Origin of the sequence: Aquimarina sp. AU58, from assembly GCF_900312745.1 — a bacterium.
GTDB lineage: Bacteria > Bacteroidota > Bacteroidia > Flavobacteriales > Flavobacteriaceae > Aquimarina > Aquimarina spinulae.
Genome location: NZ_OMPD01000014.1, coordinates 252,253 through 271,144, shown reverse-complemented (window position 1 = coordinate 271,144; position 18,892 = coordinate 252,253). Strand labels below are relative to the sequence as shown.

Annotated in this window: 14 protein-coding genes; 6 read left to right on the top strand and 8 right to left on the bottom strand. The window is 34.2% G+C overall.

Annotation, left to right across the window (positions count from 1 at the left end; genetic code table 11):
- Positions 1–97: 97 nt before the first annotated feature.
- Genes DK441_RS12920 through DK441_RS12910 form a run of 3 tightly spaced genes read right to left on the bottom strand, consistent with a single transcriptional unit; the run spans position 98 to position 6,334 of the window.
- Entirely contained in the window at positions 98–2,065 is a 1,968-nt protein-coding gene (locus DK441_RS12920) for an OmpA family protein (protein WP_109851096.1), read from the bottom strand.
- Positions 2,066–2,092: 27 nt separating this feature from the next.
- Entirely contained in the window at positions 2,093–3,049 is a 957-nt protein-coding gene (locus DK441_RS12915; RefSeq protein ID WP_109851095.1) for a type IX secretion system membrane protein PorP/SprF, read from the bottom strand.
- A gap of 48 nt (positions 3,050–3,097) precedes the next feature.
- Positions 3,098–6,334: a gliding motility-associated C-terminal domain-containing protein gene (locus DK441_RS12910; protein ID WP_109851094.1), complete on the bottom strand. Its 3,237-nt coding sequence runs from the start codon at positions 6,332–6,334 to the stop codon at positions 3,098–3,100.
- A 461-nt stretch (positions 6,335–6,795) separates the two neighbouring features.
- Between DK441_RS12910 and DK441_RS12905 the strand changes: the two genes are divergently transcribed.
- The gene (locus DK441_RS12905; protein WP_109851093.1) at positions 6,796–9,909 is read left to right on the top strand and encodes a glycosyl hydrolase; all 3,114 of its coding nucleotides are present in this window, start codon (positions 6,796–6,798) and stop codon (positions 9,907–9,909) included.
- Positions 9,910–10,122: 213 nt separating this feature from the next.
- Here DK441_RS12905 and DK441_RS12900 read toward each other — a convergent pair whose 3' ends face one another.
- From DK441_RS12900 to DK441_RS12890, 3 genes are all read right to left on the bottom strand, one after another.
- Positions 10,123–11,535, bottom strand: coding sequence for a S41 family peptidase (locus DK441_RS12900; protein ID WP_109851092.1), 1,413 nt, complete (start codon positions 11,533–11,535; stop codon positions 10,123–10,125).
- A 115-nt stretch (positions 11,536–11,650) separates the two neighbouring features.
- Positions 11,651–12,190 carry a hypothetical protein gene (locus DK441_RS12895; protein ID WP_235015760.1) on the bottom strand — a complete coding sequence of 180 codons (540 nt, stop codon included), beginning with the start codon at positions 12,188–12,190 and terminating at the stop codon, positions 11,651–11,653.
- A gap of 100 nt (positions 12,191–12,290) precedes the next feature.
- Complete coding sequence (locus DK441_RS12890; protein ID WP_109851091.1) at positions 12,291–13,382, bottom strand: AraC family transcriptional regulator; 1,092 nt, start codon at positions 13,380–13,382, stop codon at positions 12,291–12,293.
- 341 nt (positions 13,383–13,723) lie between these two features.
- Between DK441_RS12890 and DK441_RS12885 the strand changes: the two genes are divergently transcribed.
- On the top strand, positions 13,724–14,275 hold the full coding sequence (locus DK441_RS12885; RefSeq protein ID WP_109851090.1) for a CopD family protein: 552 nt from the start codon (positions 13,724–13,726) through the stop codon (positions 14,273–14,275).
- Between the two features lie 6 nt (positions 14,276–14,281).
- Positions 14,282–14,827 (top strand): GNAT family N-acetyltransferase, encoded by a 546-nt coding sequence (locus DK441_RS12880; protein ID WP_109851089.1) that lies wholly within the window; start codon positions 14,282–14,284, stop codon positions 14,825–14,827.
- Positions 14,828–14,922: 95 nt separating this feature from the next.
- Here the strand turns inward: DK441_RS12880 and DK441_RS12875 are convergent, their stop codons facing one another.
- Positions 14,923–15,711, bottom strand: coding sequence for a M57 family metalloprotease (locus tag DK441_RS12875; protein WP_160112083.1), 789 nt, complete (start codon positions 15,709–15,711; stop codon positions 14,923–14,925).
- A 227-nt stretch (positions 15,712–15,938) separates the two neighbouring features.
- On the opposite strand from DK441_RS12875, the gene DK441_RS12870 reads away from it, so the two are divergent.
- The 3 genes from DK441_RS12870 to nadD are packed head-to-tail and all read left to right on the top strand — an operon-like array spanning position 15,939 to position 18,005.
- A complete protein-coding gene (locus tag DK441_RS12870) occupies positions 15,939–16,796 on the top strand; it encodes a YicC/YloC family endoribonuclease (RefSeq protein WP_109851087.1) in 858 nt (285 codons plus the stop codon).
- The gene (gmk, locus tag DK441_RS12865) at positions 16,797–17,369 is read left to right on the top strand and encodes a guanylate kinase (protein ID WP_109851086.1); all 573 of its coding nucleotides are present in this window, start codon (positions 16,797–16,799) and stop codon (positions 17,367–17,369) included.
- A 54-nt stretch (positions 17,370–17,423) separates the two neighbouring features.
- Positions 17,424–18,005, top strand: coding sequence for a nicotinate (nicotinamide) nucleotide adenylyltransferase (gene nadD, locus DK441_RS12860; RefSeq protein WP_109851085.1), 582 nt, complete (start codon positions 17,424–17,426; stop codon positions 18,003–18,005).
- Between the two features lie 81 nt (positions 18,006–18,086).
- Here nadD and DK441_RS12855 read toward each other — a convergent pair whose 3' ends face one another.
- Positions 18,087–18,866: an enoyl-CoA hydratase/isomerase family protein gene (locus DK441_RS12855; protein WP_109851084.1), complete on the bottom strand. Its 780-nt coding sequence runs from the start codon at positions 18,864–18,866 to the stop codon at positions 18,087–18,089.
- Positions 18,867–18,892: the final 26 nt, after the last annotated feature.

The window sequence follows — 18,892 nt, the reverse complement described above, 5'->3', positions numbered from 1 at the left end:
AAATGAGAATCTTAAAGTATAGGATAGTACCAAAATAAAAAAGATTGCCTTTTTAACAATCTTCTCTATTCTACAGAATTCATCTTGAATCTATAAATTACTGAACAATAATGAATTCACTTCTTCTATTTTTTTCATGCTCTTCATCAGAACATTCGCTATCAGTGACACAATCATTTAACAATTCTTCTTCTCCAAAACCTTTGTAGGCAATACGACTTCTATCAATTTGACCAACAATTGCAATGTAATTCTCTGTTTTTTTAGCTCGTCTAGCACTTAGTTTTTTATTATACTCGGCAGAAGCCCTACTGTCTGTATGAGATCGTATTTCGATTTTCATGTTTGGATATTGCTGCATTATTTCTATAACTTTTGCTAATTCTATCTTTGCATCATCACGTATTAAATAGTCATTAAAATCAAAATGAATAGGGTTAAGTGAAAGTAGTTTTCCGAGGTCGTCTCCTATTTTAGCAATAATCACTTTTCTTTTTAGTATAATCTCAGGAATTAGTAGTGGTGTTTTCGATAGGTTTTTAGTAGAAACTAATTTTTCTACAGTGGCATATCCATCTTTCTCTACTTTAATAAAATAATCTTCATTTTCGTATACTTTGTAAGAATACCACCCTTCTTTATTTACTTCTCCGGTTTCAATCAAATTATTTTTGCCATCATATACCGAAACTTTTGTGATTTGGATAGAATCAGATACTCCTTCTTGTAATGTTACATATCCTTCTAAAATAATTTCTTTTCGTAGCGGTTCTAATTCTACGAGACTATAAATATCGTCTCTTCCTTTTCCTCCATCTCGATTAGATGAAAAATATCCTCTTTTGGTATTATCATCAATTATAAACGCAAAGTCATCTTTTGGGCTATTAATCGGCTTTCCTATATTAATCACCTGTTTTTCTTGTTGGTTTTGTGGATCAAGGGCTGTAACATATACATCTAATCCTCCTAACCCCATATGTCCATCAGATGAAAAATATAGCTTGTTGTCTGCTCCTATAAATGGAAATGTTTCTTTTCCTTCTGTATTAATCCGATCTCCCAAATTTTTAGGTTCTCCAAAACTACCATCATCATTAATAGTCACTTTATATAGATCAGAAAGCCCCATTCCTCCAGACATGTCTGACGAGAAATATAATGTTTTCTCATCACTACTCAACGTAGGGTGTGCCACAGAATATTCATCACTATTAAATGGTAAATCTTGTGGTGTAGTCCATTGTTCCTGATCATTTTTATAGGAGCGATATATTTTTAAATTACTTATTCCTCCTTGATCACGACCCAGTTTACCTTCTTCAAAATTATTTCTCGTAAAATAAATGGTTTTTCCATCTTTTGTAAATACCGGTGTTGACTCATTATATTTTGAATTTATGACTTTATCGAAGCTCTTGATTTTTGAAAAGCTACTACTTTCTGTATCGTATTCTGCCATAAAAAGATCTAAAAAAGCTTCTCCTGTCCATTTATGAATATTCTTATTTAACATCAATGAATCTTTTGATGAGCTGTATACAATATATTTTCCAAAAAAGGCTGTTCCAAAATCGGCAAATACAGAATTAGTAGGCATATTTTCTATCTGATATCTATCAGATTTATCTTCAATCTGCTTTAAGTAATCAGGTGTATTCAAAAATAATTTTGCTCGATTATCATCATTTCTAAGCTCAGCAAATTTTCGCATATATATATCAGAATCTTCGTACTTCTCTACAGCTTTTAGTGATTGAGCGTATCTATAATAATATTCTGGCTCTACCTGATCAGGATAAGAATCCACTAATTCTTTATACCATTTTAATGCATCTTCAAATTCTCCATTAAAATAATAAGTATTCCCTAAATTAGTAAAAACTTCTACACTTCTGTATCCTTTTTCTACTATTTTAAGATAGGTTTCTCTAGCATCAATATATCGATATTTTTCATATTGCATTTTGGCTTTTTCTATTTTTTTTTGTTGACAAAAAACAGAAGTATTACCAATCAATAGTATTGCAAAAATTAATTGTGATTTTAGTAAATATTTCTTCATATCTTACTATTAGAATTAAATTTTTTGTTAAAAGAAACGAGGAGTTAGTATTCTATCATCTTTCTTGAAAAGTTCAAATCGCAACATTATTTCATAACTTCCATCGTTGAACTGTGTTTTGCCTAGTTTTGTAGTTTCCTTATCATACGCAAAACCAATCATCATAGCCTTTGATACCTGAAAACCCACCATGCCACTCATTGCTGCATCCCATCGATAAGCTATTCCTAATGTTAAGCGGTCATATAACAATAAATTAGCAGAAACATCCACCTGTAAAGGGGTTCCAAACACTAATTTTCCCAATATTGCTGGTTTAAATTTCACATCATCACTTACATCAAATACATGGCCAGCTATCAAATAATAATTAATACGTTCTTCTGCCAAAAAACTTGCCTTAGTACTATTATTAGTAGTAACACTCTCATCAAAATGATCTGTTTCTAATAAATTAGGAGCACTTAATCCTAAGTAAAAACGGTTTGTATGATAGTAAATTCCAGCTCCAACATTAGGGCTAAACTTATTATTTATGCTATTTTCAAATGCTATGTCATTTTCATTAAATCTTGTCAATTCCTGAAGATCAACGTTTAATAAATGCCCTCCAGCTTTTATACCAAAACTTAATTTTCCTTCTCTTGAAACTGGTATATTATATGAAAAATCAATATTAAAATAAGTCTCCTTAGAAGGCCCTATCTTATCGTTAATTATTGAGACTCCTAATCCCATCATTTTACTATAGTCGAGTGGTGTATTAAAAGTTAAAGTCTGTGTTTTTGGAGCACCATCTAAGCCAACCCATTGACTACGATGAAGCCCCATAAAACTTAGTACCCCTCGACTACCTGCGTAGGCAGGATTCACACTAATTGTATTATACATATACTGAGTATACTGTGCATCCTGCTGAGCTGAACTCAACAAAACGGTTAAAAAAAGTATAGGTAGAATACTTATATTTAATCTCTTATCCATTGGTATTTTGATTTAGGGGGAATATTGTTTTGATATTATTTTAAAGGCTTATCTGGTTATATAAAAATAACCAGCCTTAGCCATAGTAGTGCCGCTAGCATTTTTATATTCTAGCATATAATAATATGTGCCAACAGGAAGTTTTTCCTCTTCTTGTACTGTAACTCTGCCTTCACTTATACCATCAAATAATTTTACACCAGATTGTTCATAACGATCTCTTTCGAATATCTTAACTCCCCAGCGATTAAATATCTGTAAGGTATTTTCAGGAAAATTATTTAACCCTATTATCCTAAACTCATCATTAACACCATCTCCATTTGGAGACATCCCTGTGTATATAGTAATCCCTGTATTCGATGCAAGTATAAGCACAGTTTCATCTTCAAAGTCACCATCATTATCCATATCCACATCAGTATCGTCAAATGGGTCATCAGATATATCTATCACATCTCTACCATTTAAATCAACGCCCATTACTAAAGCCTGATTCGTAACCATACCAGAAATTATATCGTCTTCTGTCAAGATATAAGTAGCCGTAAAACTATCTGTATCTATTTCACCAACAGCTAGATCAATAGGACCGCCAAAAACCTCTATTCCTGATAGATCATCGACAAGAACAATATTTGTAACATCTACTGCTCCTGTGTTTTCTACAGTGAATGTATATTCTATCTGATCTCCTGCATCAGTAATACCATTACCGTTTTCATCTATATATTCTCCTGTCTTAGTGAGATCCAAATTTGCAATATCTGTAACACATAAAGGTGCATTGATTGATACTGTTTCTTGACAACCTGTAACCTCTGTAACTGTAACATCAATATCAGTTTCTGATGTTACTCCTCTAATATTCCAGACATTTCCCGAAATATTACTTACTATCCCAGAAGTACTTGTCACATTTCCTGAACTGACAGTCACTTCTAAAGAATAACTTGTTGAATTAGCTAAACAAGTAGGTGGATTTGTGATATTAATAGTCGGTAATAAATTTACCGTAACCACTATTTCTGAACGAGAACTCTCGCAACCACTCACACTTTGACTTACATAGTAGGATGTGTTTCCTGCAGTAGCTGTACTTGGAGTTGGGGCAATTGTACTTCCTGTACCACCGCTAGAAACAGTATACCATAACAAATTACTGCCTGTAGCCGTTAATGCACTGGCCGTAGCACCAATGCAATAGGTAACAGGAGTGCTAACTACAGGAGCAGAAGGAACTGCATTTACCGTAACCACTATTTCTGAACGAGAACTCTCACAACCACTCACACTTTGACTTACATAGTAGGATGTGTTTCCTGCAGTAACTGTACTTGGGGTTGGGGCAATTGCGCTTCCTATACCACCGCTAGAAACAGTATACCATAATAAATTACTGCCTGTAGCAGTTAATGCACTCGCTGGAGCACCAACACAATAGGTAACAGGAGTACTAACTACAGGAGCAGAGGGAACTGCATTTACCGTAACCACTATTTCGGAACGAGAACTCTCGCAACCACTCACACTTTGACTTACATAGTAGGATATGTTTCCTGCAGTAGCTGTACTTGGGGTTGGGGCAATTGTACTTCCTGTACCACCGCTAGAAACAGTATACCATAACAAATTACTGCCTGTAGCCGTTAATGCACTGGCCGTAGCACCAACACAATAGGTAACAGGAGTACTAACCAAAGGAGTAGAGGGAACTGCATTTACCGTAACCACTATTTCTGAACGAGAACTCTCACAACCACTCACACTTTGACTTACATAGTAGGATGTGTTTCCTGGGGTAACTGTACTTGGGGTTGGGGCAATTGCGCTTCCTGTACCACCGCTAGAAACAGTATACCATAACAAATTACTGCCTGTAGCCGTTAATGCACTGGCCGTAGCACCAATGCAATAGGTAACAGGAGTACTAACTACAGGAGCAGAAGGAACTGCATTTACCGTAACCACTATTTCTGAACGAGAACTCTCGCAACCATTCACACTTTGACTTACATAGTAGGAAGTGTTTCCTGGGGTAACTGTACTTGGGGTTGGGGCAATTGCGCTTCCTGTACCACCGCTAGAAACAGTATACCATAATAAATTACTGCCTGTAGCCGTTAATGCACTGGCCGTAGCGCCAACACAATAGGTAACAGGAGTACTAACTACAGGAGCAGAGGGAACTGCATTTACCGTAACTACAATTTCGGAACGAGAACTCTCGCAACCATTCACACTTTGACTTACATAGTAGGAAGTGTTTCCTGGGGTAACTGTACTTGGGGTTGGGGCAATTGCGCTTCCTGTACCTCCACTAGAAACAGTATACCATAATAAATTACTGCCTGTAGCAGTTAATGCACTCGCTGGAGCACCAACACAATAGGTAACAGGAGTACTAACTACAGGAGCAGAGGGAACTGCATTTACCGTAACTACAATTTCGGAACGAGAACTCTCGCAACCATTCACACTTTGACTTACATAATAGGAAGTGTTTCCAGCAGTAGCTGTACTTGGCGTTGGGGCAATTGCACTTCCTGTACCTCCACTAGAAACAGTATACCATAATAAATTACTGCCTGTAGCCGTTAATGCACTAGAAGTAGCGCCTACACAATAGGTAACAGGAGTGCTAACTACAGGAGCAGAAGGAACTGCATTTACCGTAGCCCCATCAAAATTAATATTCTGGTTCATAAACACGGCATATGAATATGTTCCTGCTGCTAGTGACACTGTGCGTTGTACAAAAAACCAAGGAGTATTTGTAGAATCGCCATTAGAAATGATAGTTAGAACTGTCGAGGTATCTTCAACAATTCCTGCAGTACCAATACCATTATATATTGAAATACTACCTTGTCCATTTAGATTATCGCGGGTAGAAAAATACCCTGAATACGTAATTGTTGAAGGAGTACTAAGTGTAAATGTTTGATAAATTGTAGTTGATCCAAATATATCGAAATAGTGCTGAAAAACTCCTGCTCCCGTGGTAGCATCTGTATCTTCCTCTGGACTTGGTGCTGGATAGTCATACCCTCCTGCTCCATCTACTCGAACTATACTAGGTACACCCCCAGATGATATCCATGGAGAAATATCAGCAAAAAGATTATCACCATTAATCAAACCCGTGGTTATGTCTTCAAAACCTCCATTGGTCAATAAATTTGAACATTGTGCTTGAACTTTTACAACAACATTAAAAAAAAGAAATACAATAAATAGATTAAGTTTTAATTTACAATCGCATGCAAGAGTAATTTTTTTCATACTAAGCTCATTTATGTTTTAATATATAATGATTAGAAAAAACACACTCTTTGCGTAAAATTGTACTTCTCTAATCAACTTTAAAAGTTATCAATCTATAAATAAGCCCTTTATACTTTATCAAAATTGAATTCGAAAATAAACGTAGATAGTTAGCATTTCGAAACCAATGTTTAACCATTTTTAAATTATGGTTTACCCGTATTTAAAGGTGACGAACCTAGAACAAAAACAGAAAAAAGGGAAATACAACCCAGACTTTGTGACGAATTCATACAAATCAGGGACGAATTTGCATATACTACTAAAAGCAGATAAGAATAACGATAATAGTTAAGGTTAAAATTAAGTGAAAATCTTTTGGAATAATTTTTAATTCCTGACTTTAGTATCCCATCAAATCTATTTTATCTATAATTTCTCTGAAAATGCGGGGCCATTAAATTAAATATCAACTAACTATGCATTCACAATTCGCTAGCCTAATTCTTATACTCTTTTTTACTTTCTCAAGTATTTTTACATCCAACTCTCAAACGTATAATCAGGAACTCTATGATGCTCTAGAATATAGACTTATTGGACCATTTCGCGGCGGACGAAGTGCTGCTGTAACAGGAGTACCAGGAAAACCTAATTTATTTTACTTTGGGGCCACTGGTGGAGGAGTATGGAAAACTACAGACGGAGGACGTACCTGGAAAAATATCTCTGATGGTTTCTTTGGAGGATCAATTGGTGCTATTGCCATATCTAAAAGTGATCCTAATGTAATCTATGTCGGTGGTGGAGAAAAAACATTGCGAGGAAATGTATCTTCGGGTTATGGTATCTGGAAAAGTGTTGATGCTGGTAAAACATGGGTGCAAGCTGGTCTTCCTAAAAGCAGACATATCCCGAGAATAACTATTCACCCTACTAATCCTGATATTGTATATGCTGCAGTATTGGGTAATATATATAAACCTACTCAAGATCGTGGTGTATATAAAAGTATTGATGGAGGAACAACATGGAATAAAGTACTGTTTGCAAATCAGGATGCTGGAGCAGTAGATCTAACTTTAGACCCTAATAATCCTCGAATTTTGTATGCTTCAACATGGAATGCAAGAAGAACACCATATAGCCTTAGTTCTGGAGGAAAAGGTTCTGCCCTTTGGAAAAGTACAGATAGTGGACAAACATGGAATGAGATTTCGCAACACAAAGGATTTGCCAAAGATACTTTAGGAATTATGGGAGTAACTGTTTCTCCCGTAAATAGTGAACGAGTGTGGGCTATTGTAGAAAATAAAGAAAAAGGCGGGGTATATCGCAGTGATGATGGCGGTGACACCTGGAGCCAATTAAACAGTAGTAGAAGCTTACGTCAACGTGCATGGTATTATAGTCGTATTTATGCCGATCCCCAAGATATAGATGTTGTCTATGTCGTTAATGTATCGTATCATAAAAGTAAAGACGGGGGTAAAAATTTTAGCAGTTATCGCGCTCCGCATGGAGATCACCATGACCTATGGATTGCTCCAGAAAACCCAAAACGTATGGTAATTGGCGATGATGGTGGTGCACAAGTTACATACGATGGTGGTGAGACCTGGAGTACATATCACAATCAACCCACTTCGCAGTTTTACCGAGTGACTACCGATAATAGTTTTCCCTATAGAATCTATGCTGCTCAACAGGATAATTCTACTATACGTATCAATCATAGAAGTACAGGATGGAGTATTTCTGAAGATGATTGGGAAAGTACAGCCGGAGGGGAATCGGCCCATATTGCTGTCGATCCTAAAGATAATGATATTGTTTATGGAGGGAGTTATGATGGCTTTCTTACCCGGGTAAATCATAAAACAGAAACCGTACGCTCTATTAGTGTATGGCCAGATAATCCTATGGGGCATGGCGTAGAGGACATGAAATATCGTTTTCAATGGAATTTCCCAATACTATTCTCTAAACATAATCCAAACAGACTATATACATTCTCTAATCATGTTCATGTCACCGAAAATGAAGGACAAAGCTGGAAAGTGATTAGTCCCGATTTAACCAGAAATGACCCTGATAAACAAAAATCTTCTGGAGGCCCTATCACACAAGACAACACATCTGTAGAATATTATTGTACTATTTTCGCAGCAGCAGAAAGTCCTGTCAAAGAAGGTTTACTTTGGGTAGGAAGTGATGATGGTCTTGTGCATGTAAGTCAGGATGGAGGAAAATCCTGGAACAATGTAACGCCAAAAGGCATGCCAGAATGGATGATGATCAATAGTATCGAACCCAGTGTTTTTGCAGAAGGTACATGTTATATCGCCGGTACTAAATATAAATCAGGGGATTTTGCTCCTTATCTATATAAGACTACCGATTATGGTAAATCATGGACAAAAATTACAAACGGAATCAAAAACGAACATTTTACACGGGTGCTTCGTGAGGATCCCAATCAAAAAGGAGTATTATATGCAGGCACAGAAACAGGTATGTATATCTCTTTTAATGATGGAGCAAACTGGGAATCTTTTCAATTGAATTTACCTATTGTACCTATTACAGATCTAACCATTAAGGATAATAATTTGATTGTTGCTACGCAAGGAAGAAGTCTTTGGATAATTGATGATTTAACAGTCTTACATCAGTTAAACAATACTATGAAAACTCAAAATCATATTCTATATAAACCCAAGAACTCTTATCGCATGGGTGGAGGAAGTGTTAAAGATTCTAAGACCGCAGGAACTAATCATCCCGCTGGTGTTATGACTTATTTCTATCTCAAAAATTATGATGCAGCAAAAGATACAGTTTCTTTAACCTATTTTAATACTAAAAATGACACCCTAAAATCATTTAGTACAAAAGCAAAAGATAAAAAAGATCAATTAAAAATAGAGAAAAAAGGTGCACAACTATTTGCCTGGAATATGAGAGGAGAGGGAGCAGAAAAATTAGATGGTATGATTCTTTGGTGGGCAAATCTTAATGGCCCAAAAGTTGTACCTGGTAATTATAATGTAAGTCTTGCAGTAAATGGGAAAGAAGTATCTAAACAACCTTTTACTATTGTTGCCGATCCCAGAACAGAAGCATCATCACAACAAATGCAATCGCAATTTGATTTTATTACCAGTATAAATAAAACAGTAGACAAGGCGCATAAATCTATAAAGAAAATCAGAAAAATTAACGCCCAGCTTAAAGCATTTTCGACACAGTATAAAGACAATTCGGCAACTAAAGATCTGGTAAAAAAGGCTTCAGACTTACAAAAACAATTTGGCGAAATCGAAAAAGCATTATACCAAACCAAAAACAAAAGTAATCAGGATCCTTTAAACTTTCCTATTAAACTTACCAATAAACTAGGACACCTAAATTCTTTGGTAGGTATGGGGGATTTTGGTCCTACAGAACAAGATATTGCTGTAAAAAATGAACTCACTAAAAAGATCGATGATCAATTAGCTAATTTTGACAAATTAATTACCGAAGAAATTAAACGTTTTAATACTGAGTTCAACACCTTGCAGCTTAATTATCTTTTTGTAGAAAAATAAATTCAAAAAATTCTTTTGCTATTACGAGAACATTGGAAACACCAATAGCTATGAGATCATACTATTGCATTTATATTATCCGTTGCGCATTTTGATATATCAAAATGCGCAACGGGTTTATATTCTATAACACTTTTGTTATACCTAAACTTAACGACAAGCGTAATTTATTTTAAATTGGATTCTCTTCTTGAAGCGCGCTGAATAAACTGTCTAATTACTAAGTAATTCCAAAGCACGTTCTATCCCCCTATCTTTTTCTTCTTGAAAATCTAAGGTTGACAAAAATGGTATTCGATTTTCTTCTTTTTCAGGACCGATACCAATAACTTCAAAAACTTCTCCTTGTGCATCAGTATATATTTCATTCGATAGTCCTACTTCTGCTCCATTAGGCAATACATGCGTAAGAATAGTAGAAAAAGCACCAGCAGTATTTTCTCCTACAATGGTCACATACGGTAAATCTTTCATACATAAAGCAAAAAGATCTGCTGCACTTATACTATAGGGACTTGTGAGCAATATGATATCTCCTGTAAATTGAAAATCTCCACGAGGTCCTACAGAAAAGGATTTATTTTCGGTAAAACCGTTACCTAATCTAGCTTTTTTAAAATATGAAATTCGCTCCTGATCCATAAAACGGGATACCATATTTAAGGCTGCAGTATCATGACCTCCATCATTAAAACGTATGTCAATAATTAGTTTAGAAACTCCTGATGCTTTAAGATCGTTCATCATCGTATCTAATACAGCATTTAATGCGGTCAACTCATCACTAAAATTTGTACCATATCCTTCCATCTTTACAATATTAATGTATCCAATATCATCATTGATCAATCCCCATAGAATATTCCCATTGTCATCTATTTCATAATTCCCCCCTAAATATTTTGTTACTATTGTTGTCACTTTTTGACTTGCAAGAGCATCATAATCGTCTATATTCTCTATAATGAGATCTTCACTTAGGTTAGCATTTAGTCTTTCTAATAATTTTGGCTCTCCTGGTTCAATTTGAATATCTTTATCTTCATCTGTGACACCTACATGTTCATCCTCTAACAAAAGGACTAGCTCTTCTACAATATCATATAAGTTCTCAGCTGTAACCTGATCTCTTAAATTCTCATATTGAGACCAGTCTACATTTCTAGTTTCGAAAAAAGCATAGTGGTCATTAAAAATATTCCAGAAATGATCAAAATTAACCTGTGGATCTTCTGTAGCAGAAATCTGATCTGGCAAACAGTTTGGATTTTGATTTGGTAACCGGGTAAATTTCACATCTGAATCTGATAAGTCGGTAGATGCTATTAGCTCATTTTCGCTCACCAGATCTAATTTTAATCCAAAAAATTCTTCAGGAACAAAATCATCATCCTGAATTGAACATCCCGCAGTATTTATATTATAAAATATATCTTTACCGTCAGTAAATTCAAAAATCCACCCTTTTTCGGCTGATACCCAAAAACCATTAATTGGATCTACTATAGGAGAAGGTGTATCATCATCAGATTGACAGGTGGTAAAAATTAATAAAACGAGTATTAGCAAACACGCTTTAACATACTTTATTATTTCTGTTTTTATCTTAATATATGAATTCATCATAGTTTTATTTTTGAAATTATTATAGTTGAAAATTGTAAAGTTTGATGATCTATTCAGAAAAACACTTGATCGAAAGAAAACGGTATTCTGTACTATTTAAAGATTACGAAAATTGCTAAAAACGATATCCGATAGTGAAGGTAGCATAAGGCACCAAGAAATTAACCTCTCTGTCATTCCCTTTCTCAAAACCAAGCCCTGTACCAACTCCAGCTTCGTAATTAAAATGCTTGCCAATGTTTCTTCTAATTCCCCAAGTAGCAACAGTCAATAAATGATATAGATTAGATTTTTTAGCATCTTCAGTACTATGAAAATGATAACGGGCTCTGAGAGATATGTAATTACCACTATTACCATCTATTCTTTTATTCTTATCAGCACGCTTTTTTAGATTGTAGTACCAACGAGGTTCTAATGCTAACACAGGTCTAATGTTTGCTGTATTAAGACCTCCTAAACCAACTTCACTTCGTAAAGCAACTTGATTTGATAATTTTAATTCATTGTGAGCCCATATACCTAATAATCCAGTTTGAATCCCAAAAACTGATTTTTCTACAGATACTTCTTTTGCGTTTTGAGAAAATACGAGATATGAATTCATTACTAAAAGAGAAACAAAAGCTACTTTAATCTTTTTAAATATTGTCATTTTATATTTTTTGATTTACTGAGATAAAAGTATCTGTATCAAAAAAATAAAAAGGTGATTTTGGGATTGAAGAAGTCCTGAAACAATAAGATTATACGAATCAGGACGTTTTTTGAAGTTTTCTAAAAGCACCTGGAGACATCCCTAAGCTCTTTTTAAAAGCACTATAGAAAGCACTCTTAGATTTAAAACCAGCTTCCATACCTATAGCTTCGATAGAATATTTATTAAATACCGGATCATGCAATAAGTTTTTAGCTGCTTCAATTCGATATTCATTTACAAACTGAATAACACTTTTATTGATTTCCTGATTTATGATTTGAGATAAATACCCTTCGCTTGTTCCTAACCGATTTGCCAGATCTAACCTGCTTAAAAGAGGGTTTTTATATAACTCTTCCTCTTCCATTAGTATATAAAGCGAGGTAATAATTTTAGAAACAGTAGTCTCTCTTATTTTCTTTTTTGCCTGAGTATTATGTGTTTTTTTTGAAACCAAATATTGGTGTATTTCGTCTTTTTGAACTATTATCTGTAGTTTGAACACTCCGTAATATAATACCCACCACAATAAAAAGGAAAGCAGTATCCATAGAAAACTTGTAGCATATTCTGAATCAAATACATAGAACTCTATAGTAGATAAAAGCCAGCATATAATAATGCATATTATAAAAAGGTTTAATCTTAATAGCCAACTCTTTTTATCTTCTGAAATAGTATGAGAACCTTTTATTAATTTCCTTCCCCAAAAGATTAAAAACACATTATAGACAAATGATGCATTATCCATAATATGAAATTGCAGATCAACAAAATCCGAATTATAGAAGTTAAAAATAGTATCTAAATAAAGAATAGTTTCTATAATCAAAGAGCAAATGAAGGGAAGATAAAGCCATTTATACCAACTTTCTTTAAGATACTTATGTTGAATTTGAATTAGAAAATAGGTAAATAGAGTAACTCCAAATAGGTACTCCAATACAGGATTGTTTAAAAATTCCAAAACCGTATCTTCTATATCAAACCACCCAAATAAAGTCAAACTTGTTAGCAAAAACAATGATAGGGAGAGATAGTTATTTGCGCGATTCTTATAAAAAGAAGTAGTGACTAATGCGATACTTATAAAATATCCTATACTTCCACTGACAATAATTGCAAAACCTAATAATATAGTATTCAATCTTTGTTGAAATTAATTATGTTCAAAATTGTTATTAACGTAAATTTATCCATAAATCACGTTTTTGTTTTAGGGTAAATATAAGCTGATTTGCTAGTTTTTTGATATCAAAACTAATCAAATACCATTTTCTCTACAAAAAGTAAGTAATTCGAAAGAAGCTTAAATCACGTCCCGTTAACATTTTGTCAGAACGTAAAAATCATAGTCATTTAAAAAATTACTTATTTCTCGACTCGAACCAAGTTGACAGTACATAATTATTTAATACTTTTGAAATTAGATTTAGACTACTATCACATCCCGAGTGGATAAAAAGAATGCTATCATACTAGAAATAAATGCTCGAATATTATAATTACATAAAATCCTTGCACCTGATCTTTGTGATCACATGGTTTGCCGGGCTATTTTATATTCCCCGGCTATTTATCTATCAAATAGAAGCTTCTCAAAAGCCTCTACCTGATCGAAACATATTAGGTAAACAACTTAAATTAATGGCCAAACGTCTTTGGTTTATTATCACCTGGCCTTCTGCTATATTAGCAACTTTATTTGCAATTTGGTTACTTATTTTAATGCCTGCTTGGCTACAACAACCCTGGATGCATGTTAAGCTTGGATTTGTAGTTTTACTTATTATGTATCATCTTAAGTGCCATCATATCTATAAACAACTGCAGCTTGATATAGTAAAATGGTCATCTGGGCAAATGCGAATGTGGAATGAAGGTTCAACAATCATTCTCTTTTCGGTCATTTTTCTGGTTATCGTTCGAGATGCAGTAAACTGGATATATGGAGTTGTAGGGATACTATCACTCGCAATTATACTTATGATGGGCATTAAACTTTATAAAAAAATTCGGGATAAGAATCCCGACGCATAATATCGATTGAACTTTATCTCGAAAACATATCATACCAAATTAGGAAAACCTCTTTTAATTAGAGAAGCAACCTCGGCAGATGCCAAGCAATTATTAGCATTAAAACTAGAGTATCTTAAAAACACTAGTACTATTCCTTTGTTTGATTACGAATACTCTAATACGATAAAAGAAGAAAGTGAGCTTATTCAAAACCTTCATCAACAATCCAATAGTTTATTATTGGTAGCCGAAAGTGACGGTGATATTATTGGAAACATAGACCTTACAGGTAGTTGGCGTAAAAAAATGCAACACACTGCCATGATTGGAATGGGAATTCATACCCAATGGCAAAACCAGGGCATCGGTACTCTTTTGATTCAAAATGTATTAGAATGGTCAAAAGAAAATGAAATATTAAAAGTACTATGGCTAGAAGTTTACGCCACGAATCTTCCTGGTATTAGTTTATATAAAAAAATGGGGTTCAAGGAATCCGGAATTATTGAGAATTTTTTTCTCGAAAAAGAAAAATACATAGATAAAATCACCATGATAATTAACCTTTGAAGTTACTTTTTCTCAAGGTTTGGTAATACCACAAAAATAAAAAGACTGCCCAAATATTTTTTTCAGACAGTCTCTTAATTTATTAGTGTACTCGATTAGTTACACAATCTGTTATTTCTATTGCTATACATTCGTCTTACGGCTCTTCTATCAAAATTAGAAACATTATTAGCATTAAATACCACATTCGGGTTTGATCCAGAAGTCATAATCGAATTAGGATCCACATTAGGTGTTCCCGGTATTTGTGTACCAAAAAACCCTTGCTCTGCATGAAGAAATCCAATATTATGCCCAATTTCATGAGTTAATATGTTCCCCCATTCTCTAGCTGTTACCGGATCTCCATCAATACTAGGTTCATTAAGGTTTAATATAATCAAACCTCCTTCTACTCCATTAGTAGGAAATTCTCCAAGACCCCAGCCTCCTATTTCACCAGGATTTGCCAAACGAACCAAAATATCGGGATTGTTATTTACAGGTATCAAACGTAAAGTTGTTCTATTAACTCTATTCCATAAGTCAATACCTCTTTGAAATCCTTGTCCTGCGGCATTATTACCTAAAGCATTCTGAATACGAATATTACCTGCCCTGTTGCAATCAACAATGGTATAAAAAGCTTGTTTTTGAAAGTTATTTTCTTTCAATGTTTCTTCGGTGATAAAAATATCTCCGTCTACAATATATCCTCCCTTAGCGAATGTAACGGATGTTTTATCCGTGTCAAACCCCATACTCTGTAATTTTGATAAAATTTCGGGAGATATATCCTGTTGCGTAATTGTAGTGTCTTGTTGAATATCATTTTCAACGTCACTGGAACATCTTGCCATACCGATAGCAATAACTATCAGCATAGCTAATTTAAAAGTTTTCATAATGAGTATATTTAAGTTGAACCTTAAAACTATTAAAACACTAATCATTAAGCAAATAAATTGTTATATATTTAACTTTTTTGGATTATTTGTATGTATTTAAACATTTCGTTTTCAACTGGCCAAAAAATAATGACAACAGTCGGGATTATAAAATTTGGTTTTATGAGTTAAGATGTCGTTGTTAAGACTTTTCATTATCTTCGTGCAACTTTTAGCATAATTCTATGATCAAATCTATGACAGGCTTCGGGAAGTCTATCCTTCAGCTACCTACAAAAAAAATAACGATTGAGGTTAAATCACTTAACAGTAAAAACTTAGATCTTAATGCAAGGATCCCTTCACAATACCGTGAAAAGGAGCTTCAAATGCGAAATACTATTGCAAAAAAACTAGCAAGAGGTAAGGTTGATTTTGGATTATATGTTGAAGCAACAGGAGAAGAAACTTCAAACAAGGTTAATGAAGCTATTGTAAAAGAATACATCAGACAATTATCAAATGTGCACGAAGGTGACACTATAGAGTTATTAAAAATGGCCGTTCGTATGCCTGATGCTTTAAAAACAGAACGTGAACAAATCGATGAGCAAGAATTTAATGCGATAAAAGATGAACTTACCAAAGCGTTAACAGCGATAGAGAATTATAGAATCGATGAAGGAAAAGCATTAGAAAAAGATTTCAATATTCGTGTTAAAAATATAAGCGAACTCCTTGATAGAGTTATACAAATGGATCCTGAACGTATGGAAGCGGTTAGAGAACGACTACACAAAGCTGTATCTGATTTAAAAGAAGAGGTCGATCAAAATCGTTTTGAACAGGAGTTGATTTATTATCTTGAGAAATTTGATATTACAGAAGAAAAAGTTCGATTGGCAAATCATTTAGAGTATTTTACTACTACGTTAAATTCTTCGGATTCTAATGGAAAGAAACTTGGTTTTATCACTCAGGAAATAGGTCGTGAAATTAATACTATCGGCAGTAAATCTAATTATGCCCCCATGCAACAACTAGTAGTTCAGATGAAAGATGAGCTCGAAAAAATTAAAGAACAATTACTAAACGTGTTGTAAATGAACCAAGGTAAACTTATTGTACTTTCGGCACCTTCTGGAAGTGGAAAAACTACTTTAGTTAAATACTTGCTTAATCAAGAAGAATTAAATCTCGGATTTTCTATTTCTGCAGCTTCTCGACAGCCTCGAGGAGGAGAAGTTCATGGAAAAGATTATTACTTTTTATCATTAAGAGAGTTTAAAGACAAGATTAAAGCCGAAGAATTTCTAGAATGGGAAGAGGTATATCGGGATAATTTTTATGGAACATTAAAAACCGAAGTACAACGACTTTGGAATAACGGCAAACATGTGATTTTTGATATCGATGTTGTGGGTGGTTTAGATATTAAAAGCATATATCCAGATCGTACGTTGGCAATTTTTGTAAAACCACCTAGTATTGAAGAACTCAAAATTCGTTTGAAGAAACGTAAAACTGAATCCGAAGATAAAATCAATATGAGAGTTGCCAAAGCCTCTACCGAAATGGCTACTGCTCCTCAGTTTGACGCTATCATAACGAATGATGATCTAGAAAAAGCTAAAAACGAAGTATATCAACTGGTTAAAAAGTTTCTTTTCAAATAGGTTTCCAGACGTAGGAGTTCTTGTTTTACAGGAATAAAAAAATGATTGTTTTCTATGAAAAAAATCGGATTGTATTTTGGGACGTTTAATCCCATTCACATCGGTCATTTAGCAATCGCCAATCATATGGCTGAGTTCTCTGATCTTGATGAGTTATGGATGGTGGTAACTCCTCATAATCCTCATAAGAAGAAAAGTTCGCTACTAGATAACCATCATCGCTATGAGATGGTATATCGAGCAACACAATCGTATCCAAAATTAAAACCTAGTGATGTAGAATTTAAACTACCTCAACCTAATTATACCGTGCATACACTTGCACACTTACAGGAAAAATACCCGAAGGATCAATTTCATCTTATTATGGGAGAGGATAACCTAAAGAGTTTTCATAAATGGAAAAATCATGAAGTTATTCTCGAAAACCATAACATCTATGTATATCCAAGAATTGCTGAAGGAATTGTAGCATCTCAATTTACAGATCATCCCAAAATACATCGAATTGATGCTCCTATTATGGAAATCTCCTCGACGTTTATTCGAAAAGCTATTGCAACAAATAAAAATGTAAGACCTTTACTTCCACATACTGTATGGGAATATATTGATGAGATGAATTTCTACAGGTAGAAGAATGTATTATATTAGGTAAAAAAAGACTTCATGGGTATATACCCATGAAGTCTTTATCCTTTTTATTAATATTCTAATTTACTTTCCCGGGAAATCAGCTCTACGTTTTTCTAAAAATGCTGTAGTTCCTTCTTTAAAATCTTCGGTACCAAAACAGTTTCCGAATTGTTGAATCTCTGTTTCATATCCATTTACACCATCTTCATACCCAGAATTTATAGCTTTAATGGCTGCACCAATCGCTACAGATGAGTTTTTCATAATTTTTCCCGCTAACTTTTCTGCTAATGGTATTAATTCGTCCTGAGCAGTTACATAATTTACCAGTCCGTATTGCAATGCATGATTAGCATCGATCATTCCTGCGGTCATTATCATTTCCATAGCTCTACCTTTACCAACTAACTGTGGCAAACGCTGTGTGCCACCATAACCAGGTATTGCTCCTAAAGAAACTTCTGGTAATCCCATTTTTGCATTATCACTAGCAATTCTAAAATGAGCCGCCATAGCTAATTCTAAACCACCACCCAGAGCAAATCCATTTACAGCAGCAATTACTGGTGTAGAAAGATTGGCAACAAAATCAAAAAGAAGCTCTTGTCCTTTTGTGGCCAGGTTCCCTCCTTCTGATACCGAAAAATCTGCAAATTCACTAATATCTGCACCTGCAACAAATGCTTTTTCACCACTTCCTGTAATGATAATAACTTTAGTATCTGTATCGAGGTTGGCAACTCTAAAAGCCGCATGTAATTCCTGAATAGTCTCTTTATTAAGAGCATTTAATTTTGATGGACGATTGATCGTAATCTTAGTAACCCCATTATCCTGAGATGTTAGAATATTATTATACATTGTAATTTATGTTGTTTATTATATGT

Excerpts from the sequence above, each read along its gene's own strand:
- DK441_RS12920 (WP_109851096.1), bottom strand. The coding sequence starts at position 2,065 with ATGAAGAAATATTTACTAAAATCACAATTAATTTTTGCAATACTATTG.
- DK441_RS12915 (WP_109851095.1), bottom strand. The coding sequence starts at position 3,049 with ATGGATAAGAGATTAAATATAAGTATTCTACCTATACTTTTTTTAACC.
- DK441_RS12910 (WP_109851094.1), bottom strand. The coding sequence starts at position 6,334 with ATGAAAAAAATTACTCTTGCATGCGATTGTAAATTAAAACTTAATCTA.
- DK441_RS12905 (WP_109851093.1), top strand. The coding sequence starts at position 6,796 with ATGCATTCACAATTCGCTAGCCTAATTCTTATACTCTTTTTTACTTTC.
- DK441_RS12900 (WP_109851092.1), bottom strand. The coding sequence starts at position 11,535 with ATGATGAATTCATATATTAAGATAAAAACAGAAATAATAAAGTATGTT.
- DK441_RS12895 (WP_235015760.1), bottom strand. The coding sequence starts at position 12,190 with ATGACAATATTTAAAAAGATTAAAGTAGCTTTTGTTTCTCTTTTAGTA.
- DK441_RS12885 (WP_109851090.1), top strand. The coding sequence starts at position 13,724 with ATGCTCGAATATTATAATTACATAAAATCCTTGCACCTGATCTTTGTG.
- DK441_RS12875 (WP_160112083.1), bottom strand. The coding sequence starts at position 15,711 with ATGAAAACTTTTAAATTAGCTATGCTGATAGTTATTGCTATCGGTATG.
- DK441_RS12870 (WP_109851087.1), top strand. The coding sequence starts at position 15,939 with ATGATCAAATCTATGACAGGCTTCGGGAAGTCTATCCTTCAGCTACCT.
- gmk (WP_109851086.1), top strand. The coding sequence starts at position 16,797 with ATGAACCAAGGTAAACTTATTGTACTTTCGGCACCTTCTGGAAGTGGA.
- nadD (WP_109851085.1), top strand. The coding sequence starts at position 17,424 with ATGAAAAAAATCGGATTGTATTTTGGGACGTTTAATCCCATTCACATC.
- DK441_RS12855 (WP_109851084.1), bottom strand. The coding sequence starts at position 18,866 with ATGTATAATAATATTCTAACATCTCAGGATAATGGGGTTACTAAGATT.